Annotated in this window: 12 protein-coding genes and 2 pseudogenes; 9 read left to right on the top strand and 5 right to left on the bottom strand. The window is 36.7% G+C overall.

Annotation, left to right across the window (positions count from 1 at the left end; translation table 11 throughout):
• Nucleotides 1–55: 55 nt before the first annotated feature.
• The 3 genes and pseudogenes from ACG72T_RS00640 to ACG72T_RS00630 all read right to left on the bottom strand — a co-directional run bounded on the left by ACG72T_RS00640 (nt 56) and on the right by ACG72T_RS00630 (nt 4,656).
• Nucleotides 56–1,435 (bottom strand): zinc ribbon domain-containing protein, encoded by a 1,380-nt coding sequence (locus tag ACG72T_RS00640; protein WP_395264006.1) that lies wholly within the window; start codon nt 1,433–1,435, stop codon nt 56–58.
• A gap of 231 nt (nt 1,436–1,666) precedes the next feature.
• A pseudogene (locus ACG72T_RS00635) lies at nt 1,667–3,570 on the bottom strand (ATP-binding cassette domain-containing protein).
• A gap of 333 nt (nt 3,571–3,903) precedes the next feature.
• Complete coding sequence (locus tag ACG72T_RS00630; protein ID WP_395264005.1) at nt 3,904–4,656, bottom strand: tyrosine-protein phosphatase; 753 nt, start codon at nt 4,654–4,656, stop codon at nt 3,904–3,906.
• Between the two features lie 93 nt (nt 4,657–4,749).
• On the opposite strand from ACG72T_RS00630, the gene ACG72T_RS00625 reads away from it, so the two are divergent.
• Together ACG72T_RS00625 and ACG72T_RS00620 are read left to right on the top strand one after the other, a co-directional pair.
• Nucleotides 4,750–5,478, top strand: a complete 729-nt coding sequence (locus ACG72T_RS00625; RefSeq protein ID WP_395264004.1) for a glycosyltransferase family 2 protein — start codon at nt 4,750–4,752, stop codon at nt 5,476–5,478.
• 913 nt (nt 5,479–6,391) lie between these two features.
• A complete protein-coding gene (locus tag ACG72T_RS00620; RefSeq protein ID WP_395264003.1) occupies nt 6,392–7,069 on the top strand; it encodes a type 1 glutamine amidotransferase in 678 nt (225 codons plus the stop codon).
• A gap of 74 nt (nt 7,070–7,143) precedes the next feature.
• On the opposite strand, the gene ACG72T_RS00615 is transcribed toward ACG72T_RS00620, so the two are convergent.
• Entirely contained in the window at nt 7,144–7,731 is a 588-nt protein-coding gene (locus ACG72T_RS00615; protein WP_395264002.1) for a hypothetical protein, read from the bottom strand.
• A 218-nt stretch (nt 7,732–7,949) separates the two neighbouring features.
• Here ACG72T_RS00615 and ACG72T_RS00610 point away from each other — a divergent pair, with 218 nt between their 5' ends.
• The 4 genes and pseudogenes from ACG72T_RS00610 to ACG72T_RS00595 all read left to right on the top strand — a co-directional run bounded on the left by ACG72T_RS00610 (nt 7,950) and on the right by ACG72T_RS00595 (nt 12,241).
• Nucleotides 7,950–8,915, top strand: coding sequence for a helix-turn-helix transcriptional regulator (locus tag ACG72T_RS00610; protein WP_395264001.1), 966 nt, complete (start codon nt 7,950–7,952; stop codon nt 8,913–8,915).
• A 14-nt stretch (nt 8,916–8,929) separates the two neighbouring features.
• Nucleotides 8,930–10,122, top strand: a pseudogene (locus tag ACG72T_RS00605) (oligosaccharide MFS transporter).
• Between the two features lie 177 nt (nt 10,123–10,299).
• On the top strand, nt 10,300–10,980 hold the full coding sequence (locus ACG72T_RS00600) for a hypothetical protein (protein ID WP_395264000.1): 681 nt from the start codon (nt 10,300–10,302) through the stop codon (nt 10,978–10,980).
• A gap of 25 nt (nt 10,981–11,005) precedes the next feature.
• Nucleotides 11,006–12,241, top strand: a complete 1,236-nt coding sequence (locus ACG72T_RS00595) for a hypothetical protein (protein WP_395263999.1) — start codon at nt 11,006–11,008, stop codon at nt 12,239–12,241.
• A gap of 48 nt (nt 12,242–12,289) precedes the next feature.
• On the opposite strand, the gene ACG72T_RS00590 is transcribed toward ACG72T_RS00595, so the two are convergent.
• Nucleotides 12,290–12,529, bottom strand: a complete 240-nt coding sequence (locus tag ACG72T_RS00590; protein ID WP_395263998.1) for a hypothetical protein — start codon at nt 12,527–12,529, stop codon at nt 12,290–12,292.
• 121 nt (nt 12,530–12,650) lie between these two features.
• Here ACG72T_RS00590 and ACG72T_RS00585 point away from each other — a divergent pair, with 121 nt between their 5' ends.
• The 3 genes from ACG72T_RS00585 (at nt 12,651) to ACG72T_RS00575 (ending at nt 15,124) form a co-directional block, all read left to right on the top strand.
• On the top strand, nt 12,651–13,031 hold the full coding sequence (locus ACG72T_RS00585) for a YueI family protein (RefSeq protein WP_395263997.1): 381 nt from the start codon (nt 12,651–12,653) through the stop codon (nt 13,029–13,031).
• 14 nt (nt 13,032–13,045) lie between these two features.
• Entirely contained in the window at nt 13,046–14,026 is a 981-nt protein-coding gene (locus ACG72T_RS00580) for a ribose-phosphate diphosphokinase (protein WP_395263996.1), read from the top strand.
• Nucleotides 14,027–14,290: 264 nt separating this feature from the next.
• A complete protein-coding gene (locus ACG72T_RS00575; protein ID WP_395263995.1) occupies nt 14,291–15,124 on the top strand; it encodes a PRD domain-containing protein in 834 nt (277 codons plus the stop codon).
• Nucleotides 15,125–15,224: the final 100 nt, after the last annotated feature.

The following is a 15,224-nucleotide window of genomic DNA, read 5'->3' as shown; positions in this document are numbered from 1 at the left end:
GAACACACATAATGAATATCACAATTGCTTTTATTTGATATAGTAATAATTAATATTATTTAACAACTGGACGTAATGTATATGACATTATCAGTGAAACTATGGATGTGATCAATAATACATAAAAGCTTGTTCCAAAGGAGCCATTAGTTGTAACAGCCACTTGACCGGTAATTGCTGTCGAGTTAACGATGCCAGCGTAAAGTGCAGCATAGAGAGCGGCGTAAAGGATTGTTGGAAGCATGGTAAAGATTCTGACTAAACGAATGCTACCGCGTGATCTAAAGCAGGCTGCAATCAGAGCAATGACTGGTGACAAGAAACAGATCAATCGAATTGCTGAGAATCCATTGGTTATCCAGGTTGGCTGAGCCGCACCAAGATTAGCTGTATAGTTGGCTGCAGTTGCAATTGTACTGGAAAGAGAAACGCTGTTTAAGAATGGTCCACCAATGGTTGCAATAAAACCGATAATTGAAGCGGCGATGATGATTTTCTGACTAGTGGTTTTCTTATGACTAACAATTCTTTCGGCAGCAGCAGCTTTTTTATCGATTTTCCTCTGTTGATGCTTGGAAATTGTGGGTTCATTTTCTGATCTAGGAGCTTGAGTTTGATCATCAGTGTTATTTTTCTTCAAAGAAGTTTCATGCTTTAAGGCTTTGTTAGCACCTGTCTCATTGCCGTGGCCCAATTGTGAAAGTAAGAACCACAAGATGATGACGATTGCCAAAGCAATAAAACCATAATTCCTTTTGACTACTAAAAGAATTGCCGTGACGATTACAGCTAAAATGCTGATATAAGCGTTGTTTTTGGCAAACTTCAACATGTTATGTAAGAAGCCATCGTTAGGGTCAGTTTCTTGTGCCTCACGTTTTGCTTCGGCAGCTCTTTTTTCGCTTTCAGTTGGTTCGAAAGGATTTCCCATTGGCTCTTTGATAGGATCTTCAAAACTCTTATGAGGAGTAGTATTTTCAGTTCGTTCTGCTTTCTTATAAGGTTTTTGAGAGATAGGGTTAAAATCATTTTTACTATATATTTGTGTTTTATCATCTAAGGGTTCTTCTGATTTGGGTTGATTGAACGATGAATTGTTAGAATGATTTGAACTCGTATATGTTTTCATTGCTTCCTCTGGATCGGCTCGAGGGGTGAATGAAGACTTAGATTCATTAGTTGATGGTGTTGAAGTAGGGTGGTTGAATGAACCATATTCGCGCTTTTGTGCGGGTGCTTGTTGCAAGGGAGCTTTAGTTTGACTAGTTGGTTCTTCCTCATTTAGTTCATTTTCAATTTCAGATAATGACCGAATTTTATCATCATCTTTGACATTACTTGAATCTTCAGTTTTTTTATTTTTTAGGGCCCAACCACAGTTATCACAGAATTTTTGATCTGGGTCGACTTTATGCCCACAATTTGGACAAAACATTATTCGCATTCCTCCATTATGTTGACAAACCAAGTATACAAGACAACTCTTTCCATAGGAAGAGATTAAATGAAAGTTCACAGAAAGGTCACATGTTGTATATCCGAAACTCAATTATACAAAATTTTCTTAAAGTTTGCTAAAGAACACTAAGCAGCTTCCGAACTTAAATATAAAAAAGGACCCAATTCAAAATAAGAATTAGGTCCTCGTTGAGTTTAAACATGGTAATTATTCATCTGTTAATGAGTCACGTGGGTCCAATTTAGCTGCTCGTCTAGATGGAGCAAGAGCGGCCAGTAAACTAATAACGACACTGACTAAGATGCCAAAGATAAAGTTACCGGGTGAAATTGAGACGATTGTAGCTTTGAAAGCACCTTGAGCAATGGAATTAGCTCCCATTTGGGCTAACCAATCAAGAAAGATTCAGAAATAAACATATTCCGGATATCTTTCTTTCTGGCACCGATAGCTCGTAAGATACCGATTTCTTGCGTACGTTCGGAAACACTGATGTAAAGTACAACAATAATCATGATTGCTGAGACGATCAAGGAGATTCCGGCAATGGCTGCCAATACATCAAAGGCTAATCTCAAGTAAGTATTCAAGGAGTCAATAATGGCCCCAACACCGGTGATCGTGTAACGATTTTGTTTCTTATTATCGATCGTCGTCTTGTAAGACTTGATCTTAGTTTGAACATCTTTGACATTCAAAGTATTGTTAACTGTCAAAGTAACGAAGTTTGGTTGTAAATCAACGTTGCTTGATTTAGCCGCCGATTCTAAGGTGTTAAAACTAATAGCTGAAGAGCCCGAGGTGATGATTCCAGAAACTTTGAGATTCATCGTAATTTGGGTAGGCTGATTATTCTTATTCAGACTAGTAATGTACAACTTAACTGTCTTACCAACGATATCTTTGTAATTCTTCTTATCTAACTTTTGAGCATCCGATTTTAAGAGAATAATTTCATTGTTACCCGGTTTTTTACCTTGGGTAATATCATTAGTTTTTTCAGTAGCGTTCCAAGTTTGGAAAAATTGCATCGAAACGTTCTTGGTATTGTAATTAACCTTAGGCGATTGGGCAAAATAAGCCTTTTCAACCTTCTTAACATTTTTGATACCTTTTAAGCGGTCAATATCCGCATTAGTCATGTTGATACTGTTGGCGTCAGTATTGTCACGAGAGACGTTCTTGGTAACTTGAATAGCATCGGGATTGACCTGCTTAGCCATTTCTCCGTTGATGTAGCTAGTGATACCAGAACCCAAACCTAACATAAAAATAACGGAGAAGATACCAATTGCGGCACCAAGGATGATCAAAATATTGCGCCCCTTAGTGTAGCGCATGTGTTCCCAAGCTAAACGGAAAGTATCATTAAAACTTAAGTGAGTGATCTTTTTTTTGTCCGAAGTTTCATTGGGAATTGTGTAGGAATCACGCAGTTGCTCGTCGGAGTCAATCTTTCCATCTTGTAAATGGACCACTCTGGTACCATAGTCGGCAACCATTTGTGAGTGGGTAACGGCAATTACTAATTTTCCTTCTTTGGCAATGTTGTCGAGGATCTTGAGCACTTCCTCGGTATTTTGTGAATCAAGTGCTCCAGTCGGTTCATCTGCGATGATGATCTCAGGATCGTTCGCTAAAGCATGGGCGATAGCAACACGCTGTTTTTGACCACCGGATAATTGGTTGGGATGTTTCTCCAAATGTTCAGAAAGACCAACCTTAGCTAAAAGCGACTTAGCTCTATCGGTTCTTTCTGATCAAGAAAGAGCTGACATTTCCAACGGTACCATGACATTTTCGAGGATCGTCAAGTGGCTGATCAAATGAAAACTTTGAAAGACAAAGCCGACAGTGTGGCTACGATAATTGTCCAGAGCCTTATCTGAACCTTTTTTCAAAGATTGACCGTTGACGAGGACATCACCTTCAAATTGGGAATCCAAACCACCAATGGTGTTCAGCAGGGTAGTTTTACCGCCACCAGATTCACCGAGAATTGAGACGAATTCACCGCGGTCTAATTTTAGATTAATACCCTTTAAAACTGGAAATTCTTGTTTGTTTAACGTAAAAGATTTTTTTACGTCCTTTAGTTCCAGTAAGCTCATTTGTTTACCCCGTTCATATTTATTTGGTCCAAAGTATAAGCCTTATGCTACTAAGTGTAAAATGATTTCATTTTTGAAGGAAATTTATTGCTTAAAAAATTTTTCAAAAGACAAAAAAACCTCATACATTGGGAGGTGTATGAGGAAAACGATTGCTGGTTTTGTATTAGTCAAACTATAAGGTATGAAATGTTGCAAAGTGGTAATGGGCAAGGGGAAGCAGGTTAGATTTTGTAAGAGGTGAGGTTCGTTCCCCCTTGCTGAAATAATTATAGCGAAAAACAAATTAACTTTGCCAACCTAGTTTGATATAAATAGATATTAACGTCTTGATTATTCAGTATAAATAGCTTTGAGACGGGCTAATTTGGCTTTATCAATTCCAAGTGCTTTGTCCAAGTAGTTTTCAAAAGTTCCATAGTAATGGTCTATGGCCTCAAAGACTGAACTGATACTCTCTAAATCAGCCTTGGTCATATTCATTTGATTGACATCTTGATTGCCATCTTTATCGTTGAGAATCTTCGCGATTGTTTGGCGATTTTCGTACATCAAGTTGGTTAGCAGATAGTCCTTGGTAATCGTTTCATTATCCACTCCAATCGCCTTTAAAATCAGTAAAGCGCCGATACCAGTCCGATCTTTACCAGCGGCGCAGTGAAAGAGCAATGCTTGCTTATCTTGATCATTGTGTAAAAGTAAATCGAATAATAATTTATACGCTGCTTGACCGTGAGTATCTAAAACGACACTTTGATAAATCATTCCCAGATAATTAAAGCTTCCTTGGTTAATAATGCCGGCTAATTTGTCACCGTTACCTTTTAGTGGATAAACTGGGTCCGAATAGATCTTGTAAAAATCAGACGTCGTATCAGCCCAAGTTCGTTGTTCATCATTGGAACGAAAATCAACAACATATTTCAATCCGTAATTTTTAAGGTAGGCTAAAGATTTTCCTGTTAAATTACTTATATCCCCTGAACGTAAGAGTTTATTATATTTAATTGTCGTACCATCAGCAGTGGGATATCCGCCAAGTTCACGTAAATTTATTGCCCCTTCAAGATTTAGGATGCGTTTCATTTTTTCTCCTCCCCGAGTCGTTGCGTATTTTAGGTCATTAGAAGTAAAATAATATTAAGGTGATATATGGTGAAGAATAAACTTTCAATTATTATGACAGCTTATAATGTAGCTGATTATATTTCTAGCTCGATTGAATCAGTGATTGCTCAGACTAATGAGAATTTCAATCTGATCATTGTCGACGATTGCTCAACAGATCAAACCCAGAAGATAATCCGAACCTATGAAAAAAAGTATGATTGGATATCTGTTGTTTGCCATCAAGAAAATTTAGGAGTTTCAGCAGCTAGAAATACTGGACTCGCAAAAGCAAGTGGTGAATTTGTAACCTTTATTGATGGAGACGATTGGGTGGAACCTAATTACGTCGACCACTTTTTGACAACTTTTAAAGATAAAGATGTCGATATGGTTACTTGTGGATTTTTCAATCAAACAGAGACTGGCAAAACTAAAAACAAAGTTGTTAAACGTCAATCATCGATTGTTGGAAGAGATGAAGTCGTCAAACAGATCATTAAGATGACCGGTTCAGTGATGGGCTATACATGGAACAAAGCCTATATACGCTCCATCATTCAAGACAATGACTTATCATTTCAGACCGACTTGGATTTGATGGAAGATCAAGTTTTCAATGTTGAGTATGCGACACTAGCACGTAAGTTTTACATTGACAACGTTCCACTGTATCATTATATTTCTCGCAAGGGCAGTATTACGCAGAAGTTTGCAATGGAAAATGTTCGTGATGTCGGTGTAGCTAGAATGAAAGTTTACAAGACTATTCGAGATAGTTCTCGAAATGAAAAAGATTAGATTTTGTATATATTAATGAGGGTGGGTCTGGTTGTAAAACCAGGCTCTTTTTTTGATGTGCAATGGTGGATGTGGATAGCTGGTTCACTGCCGGCTTCCGTTCGGCTCTGAGGGGTCTGGAACGCCATGGGCATCGCTTTGAACCAATTGAAGTACGCAATTGTTTCAAAGTCGAGCCTTGTTCTAAGTGTGCTTCGCCCACTAAGAACAATTTCATGGCTTAGACCCCTCAGAGCTCTCACTACAGCCTGGGGTGTTAAAACATGTTGGGATAACTCTCAAGTGAATAAGTTCAAGAACTAATGCTAGTTCAAAGGCTAAAGATAAGGGTCAAAAGATTGGATTCTTAAAGAAACTGATGTCTTTTGGCGTTTATGAATATTGATGTATGTAAACATGGGTTAATATATCATAGTGTGATTTTAGAGTGTGTAAATATTAGTTTAATATTTTTCCCTGTTCTTGGTCTTTTGTCCTTAAGCACCAAGGCTTTTCCAGCTTCCACTCCGACCAAGCAAAATAAGGAGTGTAGGATTCCTATAAATATCACTAACAAATAAACTATGCAGTAACCCTAGTCAGGAGCGGAAGTTCTGGGGGATATCAGTGGTGAAATTTTACTTAATTGGCGTCCTTTGCCAATTTAGTAAAAGGACGAGCTTGAAGACAAGCGGTTTTCTTGGCTCCAAGTCGGCCCACCACGTTCCATATCCCCCAGAACTGGAGCGGATGACGGCAGTGAACCAAAACCACTGCAATATTAAAACCTATTGTTAAGAATAACATTGAACCCCATAGTTTTGCTTTCAAAAAATAACTGAAAAACATATCAAAATTTTGCTATAATTGGGTCATCTTGGGGAGTTGCAGGCGATACCCATTAAAGATTGCCGTTGATGTGAAAGGAATTCCTATGAGAATAAACGTTTTACAACATACTCCTAATGAAAGACCAGGAATGATTCAGGATTGGTCTCAAAAAAATGGCTATGAAATGTATATCTATCATCCCTATCAATTTGGACACCTACCAACTGCTGACCAAACAGATATGTTGGTGATTTTAGGCGGTCCTATGAGTCCGAATGACGATTTTGCTTGGATCGAACAAGAACGTGTCTTGATCCAACAATTGATGGCCGCAGATAAGCCAATTTTTGGTGTCTGTTTTGGAGCACAACAGGTCGTGAAAACTTTGGGCTATCAAATTTCTAAAGCACCAGCTAAGGAGGTTGGTTTCGCACCGGTTTATCGTCGGGATGTGAAATTTTTGAATATTCCTGAAGAGTTGAATGTCTTACATTGGCATGAAGAAATGTTTGAAATACCTAAAGAGGCTCAATTATTGTTTTCTAGCGATGCCGTTGAAAATCAAGGTTTTATTTTGAATCACCGAGTGGTCGGCTTGCAATTTCATTTGGAACCTAAGCCCGACAATGTGCGTGAGATGGTAGTGAACGATTTTTCGTATCTGGAAGGTTCGGTTTTGCATCAGAGCCAATCAGACATCTTACAGGCCAAGATTTCTGATGATAACAAACAGACGCTCTATAAGTTGTTAGACTACATTAGTCAAAGAACCAAATCATAAAAAAAGCACTGTAATAAGCAATTTCAAACCGTTAAAAAATTAGTTAACGATTGATTGCTATTACAATGCTTTTTTTACTTTGTGAGAATTTCTGAGATTTGTTGTTTTGCCTTTTCAGCTGTCCAATGTCCATTATTGGCGTTTGAATAATGATACATAGTAGCAACTGGACGTTTTGCAAATTTTTCTAATGGTTTATAAGTTTTGCCACCTAAAGCGATCAAGACGGCATCTTCGGGAATACCTAATTCATCTAGATGTTTTTCCAAGGCAGCGACATTTTTTTGATCAAGCTCAACGTTTGTACTGTCACTTTCAATCACTGTTGAAAGATCGGTCATAAATGTCCCCCATAAATCAGTGTTATATAGAGCAGCTGCCAAACGATAATCAGCACTCTTCTTTTGACCATGGAAGTTTAAGAACGATTCAGTAGATTGATTGGCTGCGGCATTGCCAGGATTCATACCGACGATAACAGCCTTTGTTTGTTGTAAATAATCTTCCAGATTTGCGGGTAGCATCTCACTTGGAAAATGATTTTCTTGATAGGAATCTTTGAATAAGTCCTCAATCGTCTTTGCGTCTTTACCGGATAAATCTCCAGCAGGAATATTCCAGAATGCCCAACTGTCGACTGAAGTAAATTTTGAATCTGCCATAATTTAGTAACCCTCCAATATTTTTTGTAAATAAATTATTTAACAAGGTCACTTTAAGCCTTGGTACTGTCACTATGTGTCATTCTGAGATTGCAGTTAACTTTTTTTGAAAAAATATACAAAAACCTTATTAAATAAGCATTTTCAATATTTTTTTTAGTATATAATTGTGTAATCGGGAAATTTAATGAAGGGAAAATGTCTTCGGGGGTGTCAAAATGGACGAAGTCGATCAAAGAAAGTTACCTAAAAGCTTGATTCGGATAATTGATATTATAATGCGACTTTTACAAGGTGAAAAAATCAATTCTGAGACGGTTGCTAATTTATACGGCGTCAATAAACGAACAATTTATCGAGACTTGCAAGTTATTCGTGAAAATTCCATCTTTAACTCTAATTATCAGATGCAGTTTGATCCAAAGCAGAAGATTCATTTTGTAGTCAATGAAGGCAAGATCAGTACTAAGGAAGTTTTGACAATAAGTCAAATTGTTAGAGGATCGCGAGCTTTATCAAAAGCTGAACTGACCAAAGTGATCAAACACTTACAAGAGTTAGTTGACGCCAAGGATCAGCCCAAAATCGAAAAATTGTTGAATCGGGAATATCTACCGTTCAAAACTAACGGACATCTTTTGGAATATATTGACGACTTTACGAGATTTGTCGAATCCCAGACGCAAGTGGAGTTCACTTATCAGGGAAGTCGACCTAATAGTGATACGAAGAAGGTTCGCCGTGCTGTTCCCATGAGTCTCTACTTTGCGGATTTTTATTTTTACGTCACGATGTTTTCTGAAGAAAAAGGAGCTCGAGTCTATCGATTGGACCGAATCCTTTCTTACACTTCACTCAAAAAAGCAGTTAATGTTCCGAGGATAAATTGGCAAGATGGAGCATCTGTTAGAAACTTCACCTACTTGTTAAATGGGGGACCTAAGAGTTATTTTAAGCTTCAATATAAGGCCTATCCTTGGACGGCTTTGGACAAGTTGCCAAATTCTCGAGTCGTTAGTCATGAGGCTGATGGGAGCGTCATAATTGAGGGCTATATGTATACTCAAGGATTGAAACATTGGGTCTTAGGTCAAGGGACTTTTGTCAAAGTTATCGAGCCACATTCTTTAATTGAGGAAGTAAAACAAGAATTACAGGCTTCATTAGATCAATACAAAAACTAGGGGGTTCAACACTAATGCGCAATCAGATCTATATTCGTTTTAGTGCCATTTTTTTCATCTTTTTTCTAGGTTGGGCGCTAACTTACACCATGATTACCATTTGGTTTGGTCAGGTGTTACATCTAAGCGGTGCTGGAATTGGGACGCTATTTAGTATCAATGCGATTTTTACGATGACGTTGCAATTTTTATATGGATATTTATTAGATAAATTTGGGACACGTAAAAATATTTTGATTTATTTAGGCGGAGTTTTATTATTAACCGGGCCCTTTTTCATTTATGTCTATAAACCTTTATTACAAACTAATTTTTTACTCGGTGGTATTTTAGGCGGTATCTTTTTAGGTGGAAGTTATTTAGCTTCCATGGGGGCAGTTGAATCTTATGTTGAAAAAATCAGTCGCAAATATGACTTTGAGTATGGAAAGGTCAGAATGTGGGGTTCATTAGGAACTGCCATTGGTGCTTTTTTTGCGGGACATATTTTTAATTTTAACCCCAATTTTAATTTCTGGATTGGAACGATTGCTGCAGCGTTTGTTCTCTTGATTCTATTCTCAACCAGAATCGATGTGACTGAAATAGAAATCAAGGATTCAAAGACGGTCAAAGTGCGTGATATTTTTGAGCTGATTAAATTGAAGAACTTTTGGATATTTGTCTTCTTTATTTTAGGAGTTGCATCAATGAATACCATTTATGATCAGCAGTTTCCTCGCTTTTTTGCACAACAATTTGCGACCGTAGTGCAAGGGAACCAAATGTACGGTTACTTAAATTCGGCACAAACATTTTTGGAAGTCGGAATGATGTTTTTGGCACCAATGATTGTTAATAAAATTGGTGTCCGTACGTCGATGCTTTTGGTGGGGGCAATCTTTGCAGTTAGAATCGTTTTAACTGGCTTAGCCGCTGGTCCAATTCTTATTTCCATCGTCAAACTATGGATTTGCCTTTGATGTATATTGCCATTTTTAAATATATTCATTTGAACTTTGAAACTAGATTATCTTCAATTCTTTATTTAGTTGGTTTTCAGTTCATGTCACAGTTTGGCGTGATTATGTTCTCACGTATGACAGGAAGAATGTATGACTTATTGGGATATCAAACGACTTATTTGTATTTAGGCATTATTGTCAGTTTATTTGTGGTAATAGCATTTTTTACCTTGAATAAGGATTCTGAAGCCTTGAATAAATAATCATTATTTAATGAAGTATCCTTTGATTCATTTTCGAATCAAAGGATATTTTTTTGTGGTTTATTTGAAAAAAATTCGAATCGACTCCATAACGACATAATGTGTCGCTCCAACATGCTAATCTGAAAAACGTAAAGAGAGTTTAGGGTTTTAGAACGTGATTGGGGTTGAAAATAGATGAATAGTACTGAACGAATTGTTGATGTTTTATTGAGACTTTTAAATGGTGAAAAAGTTTTTTTAGATGATATGGAGTCAAATTATGGTGTGTCTGATCGAACTAGCAGACGTGACTTGACAACTATCAAAGCAAATAAAAATTTTTCTAAAAGGTACATTTTGAATTATCGAGGGTCGACTAAAGAGTATTTTGTGACAAATAAGGAATCTCTCACTAGCCACGAAACTCTGGCGATACTAAATATTTTGATCAGCAGTAAAGCTTTGGGAGCTATGGAGCTGGAGACAATAATTAGTAAACTTTTGAAGTCGATGAATTCAGAAGAACAAATGAAGGTTAAAAAGTTGTTAGCCATTACACCTGAAAATTATGTTTCTGCAGCTGAAAAAGCTATGATATTGCCAATCGGTAAATTTTCTGATTTGATCATCGAGCAGAAAGAAATTTATTTTGACTATGATGATGGAGTATCCAAGCCGTTGAAAAGAAAAGATGGCCTGCCTTTAGGTCTATATTTCAATGCAGGTCATTTTTATATTTTGATGTATCTAGTTAAGGAGCAAACGAATGTATCATATAAGTTGGAAGGGTTTAAGAAGATTATTGTACAAAGAAATTCCATCAAGTTAAACCAAGATATTGATGTTAGTCGAATTATCCAAGCAGAGCAAAAGTAAATAATTATCGAAAGCAGGAGTGGAAATGACGGAAAAACAACTTGATCTTTATCCATATATTGATGCCGATGACTTAGATGTTAATGTTCTTTATTATCGAACCAGTCCAGTTGAGCCGATAGAAAAGGACTCTACTGCGACGTTATTTTCAGATGAACGGCGACGCTTGACAGAGAGCGAAGATAGATTCCAATTATACAATCAGTCTGGCGAATTATATGTTGATAAGGTATCATTCGATGAACTCTTTGAAAAAATAATTGAGATTCGAGAAAATGGACTTCCAGAAATTGACGATAACGATGAAGACATCAATCAAGATTTGATTATGAAGTTGGTGGATGATCTTGCGGCAAAAGGAATCACCGTTTGGGGAAACAATCAAGGTGGTTACGATAGTTGGGATGTTTTAGATGATATATTATTAAGTAATGCGGTTTCCGATCACCAGAAAACAGGACAAAAGCAACTAACTACTGTAGTAGCGGCTGACGGTCGAACTTATAAGATCGATTTTGGCGATCATCAAACATTAGTCCGAAATCCACAAAAGTCCAATCTATCCGACCATGATTATAGTGATTACTATGAAGTAAGAGACGCAAACGGATCAATAATGGTCAGTGAAGTCCCATTGCGTAGCTTGGCATTAGTTTTGTTAGCGATTGATCATGATTTTTCATCTCAACAAGTTAAGCAAGAGTTCTTGTGGCCTAGATTATCCGCTAATCAAGTGGGCGATTCGAGACTAGTTTGGGAACGAAATTTCAGTTCAGATATGAAGCAAATCAAAACTATCCAAGACTTGAATCAAATTAAAAGTTTGACGATCGTTGAAGATCAAGATCATATGATTGAAAAATATCGTTTTGTTGATCAGACAGAGAGATGGATCGGAAAAATTGCTTTTCCAGCTGACGATTTATTGGCGGTCTTTGATAATTTGTATTATGACATGCGAGTCGATTCCAAAGATGTCGGCAAGTCTTTGTCAGACTTTATAATAGATCTTGGCAAAAAGAATAATTTGATGATATTCAGACAACAGCAAACCTTACTCAATATTAGAAACGTCAAGCGCCTCTTGGTCAATCCTGATGGCAGTTATGACCTTGGCATATCTAAAAATCCTGAAGATTCGAAAGTAAATTTTGTGACGAATACTTTTGCTTTGGTTGACCAAGATTCTAGACTTCCATACAAAGATAATTTATCAATCGAGATGTTGGTAGCTTATCTTTGGCGAAAAGCTGATAAATAAAAAAACAAGGACAGCAAAAATTGCCGTTCTTGTTTTACTTTTTAATAATCAAATTTTTTTCTTTAAGTGATAAGGAATAACGCTTTTATCATCATCTTTAACTGCCGATTTTTCATCTTTAGCAAAGTAAACGGCAAAACTCTTGTTGTCACTGACATCTTGAGCAATGATGAGGGATGATTCATAAGGATCTTTTGCTTTATAAATTTGTGCTCCACGGACTGCTTCACCGTAATCTCTTGAATTAGCAATTGCGTCGCCCGGGTTAAAAAATACCATTTCGTCCATAAGTAACACATCCTTTCTCTTTATTACTATTATACCTTTTTAAGAGTAAATAGCGCAGTTATCGTCCTTCTTTAATAAAGCTAAGAAATTAGATATACTGTGCATATTGGAGGGTAAAAATATGACGGATGTTGAACAATATATTAAAGATAATATCTTTGGAAAGCCGCAATTAAAGCCTGACGAAAAGAAAAAATTTCTCGGTAACTTTGCGGAACGGGTTGCAATCGCTCTAACAGTCTCCCAGCTAAAGAATGAGGCTAATCAAGCGACTGTTGAAAGCGTTATGAAAAAATATCCACAGTATCATCTGTATTTAAATGGAAAAATTGATTCATATATACTGGATAATTACCTTCGTTTGAGTGTAAAATTAAAGTATAAGTTTACAATAGTTTCACAATCGGGAATGCGGAATCGGGACCAGAAGATGACAGATAATGATATGGGCCTGGTGATCGCAAACGAGGGTAAACCTGTTGATAGACCAGTGCTTATATAAATTTGGAGGACAATATGTCTAATAACGCATTAGATAAAATTGCTTTGCTTTCTTTAAATGGTAATAAACCATTAGCCAAAAGAATTTCGGATTACATGGGAATTCCTTTATTGGATGCCTCGGTCTCACACTTCAGTGATGGGGAGATCAACATTCAAATTAACGAGAGTATCCGTGGACGCGATGTTTACATTATTCATTCCGTTTCAGATCCCGTTAACGATAATTTCATGGAATTGATGATTGCCGTTGACGCTTTAAGACGTGCCAGTGCTGATAAGATCACTTGCGTCTTGCCATACTTTGCCTATACTCGTTCAGATAGAAAATCTCGTTCCAGAGAACCTATCTCAGCTAAACTATTTGCCAACATGGTAGAAATGGGTAGCGTTGATCGAGTAATTGCACTTGATATGCATGCTGATCAAATTCAAGGTTTCTTTGATATTCCAGTTGACCATTTGCGTGCCATGCCTATCTTTGCCAGCTACTTTGAAAAGAAGATCAAGAATCCAGATGATTTTGTCTTCGTAGCACCAGACCACAATTCAACTAAACGAGCTCGTTCACTTGCAGAAGTCTTTGGTTCACAAATTGCTATTGTTGACCAAAGATCGACCGAAGATGAGGATGTTGTGCCAGATATTATCGGTGATGTCGATGGTAAGCAATGTGTTATTGTCGATGACTTGATCGATACAGGTACTAGAATGATCAATAGTGCCAAGGCAGTTAAAGTTGCCGGTGCTAAAACAATCTCTGCTGCAGCAACGCACCCAATTTTTTCAAAGAACGCTGCTAAGAAATTAGAAGATTCAATTTTGATGGAAGTTTTAGTTTCTGATTCGATTGTTGTTCCTGATGACTGTCGTTTTGATAAATTAAAGATTTTGTCAGTCACAGATCTTCTCGGCGATGCTATTCGAATGACAGAAGCAAATGAATCAATCGACTCATTGTTTGAAGTTCGTGAGAGCTTTACAGAGATCAAATAAAGTTTTGATTAACACAGATTGCGGAAGAAAGATACTTTTGATAAAGAGTATCTTCCTTCCGTTTTTATTTGCTTAAGTTCCAACTGGTATTCAGAGTCAAAAGTAAATTTATAAAAAAAACTTGACTAAAATAATAGTAAGCGCTAACACATTGTAAGTAAACAAAAAGCGTGTTACTGATTCGATCAGGCATAAACCTACTAATTTGAGATACACTATAAGTGTGTAGTCAATTAGTAGGTATTTTTTTTGGAGGGTAAATTATTGAAATTTGTTAAGAATTATAATAATAATGCAGCCCTTGTAGTCGATGATGAAAACGTTGAGTGGATAATTGTTGGTAAGGGCATTGGTTTTGGTAAAAAAAAGGGTGATTTGGTGGACGCATCAAAGATCTCACAAAAATTCAAATCTGAAAATACTAAAGATGTGGATACTTTAGATCAATATGATGAATCAATTATCAATGTGACCTCTGATATTGTTAGTGATGTTGAAAAATTTCTGAACGTTAAATTCAGTGATTATCAATATTTAATATTGGCTGATCACATCAATTATGCCTATGAACGAGCCATAGAACACATTGAGTTTACAGACAGAGCAGTTAGTTGGGAAGTAAAAAAATTATTTCCAAAAGAATATGAAGCTTCCAACCGCGCCTTGGAAATTCTTTTACAGGATCTAGGTGTGATGTTTCCCAAGGGTGAATTGGTTTTTCTTACATATCATTTTGTTAATTTGGAAAATGAGAAAGAGAGTCTTCAAGATACCATTCAAATTTCAAAAATGATTGCGGATATTATCAATATCATTCAGTTGAGTTACCATATGACTTTAGATGATGAGTCGTTTAACTATAGTCGGTTGGTTTCACATTTAAGGTACTTCTTGATTAGGAAAATCAAGTCGGAACATTCAACTGATGAACAGTTGGATCCTAGTCTTTTGAAATTAATGATTTTAAAATATCCTGAAGAAAATAAAACTGTTCAAAAGATTGCGATATATTTACGAAATACTAAAGGATGGGTTCTTTCCCAAAATGATCAAGTATATTTGATCTTGCATGTTTGGCGAGTGACTCATCGAGAATGAAATAAATTAAAAAGCGTGTTACTGTTCGGCAGGCATAAGCTCAAGATTTATATCACTTTTTGGAGTGGTGTAATGTCTTGAGCTTTTTTGTTGGAAAAGG

It is taken from the genome of Companilactobacillus sp. FL22-1 (genome assembly GCF_043951805.1).
Lineage (GTDB): Bacteria > Bacillota > Bacilli > Lactobacillales > Lactobacillaceae > Companilactobacillus.
Note: the sequence above shows the minus strand (reverse complement) of the source record. Positions and strands in the feature narration are given on the sequence as shown.

Coding starts and splice junctions, on each gene's coding strand:
- ACG72T_RS00585 (WP_395263997.1), top strand. CDS start 12,651: ATGACGGATGTTGAACAATATATTAAAGATAATATCTTTGGAAAGCCG.
- ACG72T_RS00630 (WP_395264005.1), bottom strand. CDS start 4,656: ATGAAACGCATCCTAAATCTTGAAGGGGCAATAAATTTACGTGAACTT.
- ACG72T_RS00595 (WP_395263999.1), top strand. CDS start 11,006: ATGACGGAAAAACAACTTGATCTTTATCCATATATTGATGCCGATGAC.
- ACG72T_RS00620 (WP_395264003.1), top strand. CDS start 6,392: ATGAGAATAAACGTTTTACAACATACTCCTAATGAAAGACCAGGAATG.
- ACG72T_RS00640 (WP_395264006.1), bottom strand. CDS start 1,435: ATGTTTTGTCCAAATTGTGGGCATAAAGTCGACCCAGATCAAAAATTC.
- ACG72T_RS00610 (WP_395264001.1), top strand. CDS start 7,950: ATGGACGAAGTCGATCAAAGAAAGTTACCTAAAAGCTTGATTCGGATA.
- ACG72T_RS00600 (WP_395264000.1), top strand. CDS start 10,300: ATGAATAGTACTGAACGAATTGTTGATGTTTTATTGAGACTTTTAAAT.
- ACG72T_RS00625 (WP_395264004.1), top strand. CDS start 4,750: ATGACAGCTTATAATGTAGCTGATTATATTTCTAGCTCGATTGAATCA.
- ACG72T_RS00580 (WP_395263996.1), top strand. CDS start 13,046: ATGTCTAATAACGCATTAGATAAAATTGCTTTGCTTTCTTTAAATGGT.
- ACG72T_RS00615 (WP_395264002.1), bottom strand. CDS start 7,731: ATGGCAGATTCAAAATTTACTTCAGTCGACAGTTGGGCATTCTGGAAT.
- ACG72T_RS00590 (WP_395263998.1), bottom strand. CDS start 12,529: ATGGACGAAATGGTATTTTTTAACCCGGGCGACGCAATTGCTAATTCA.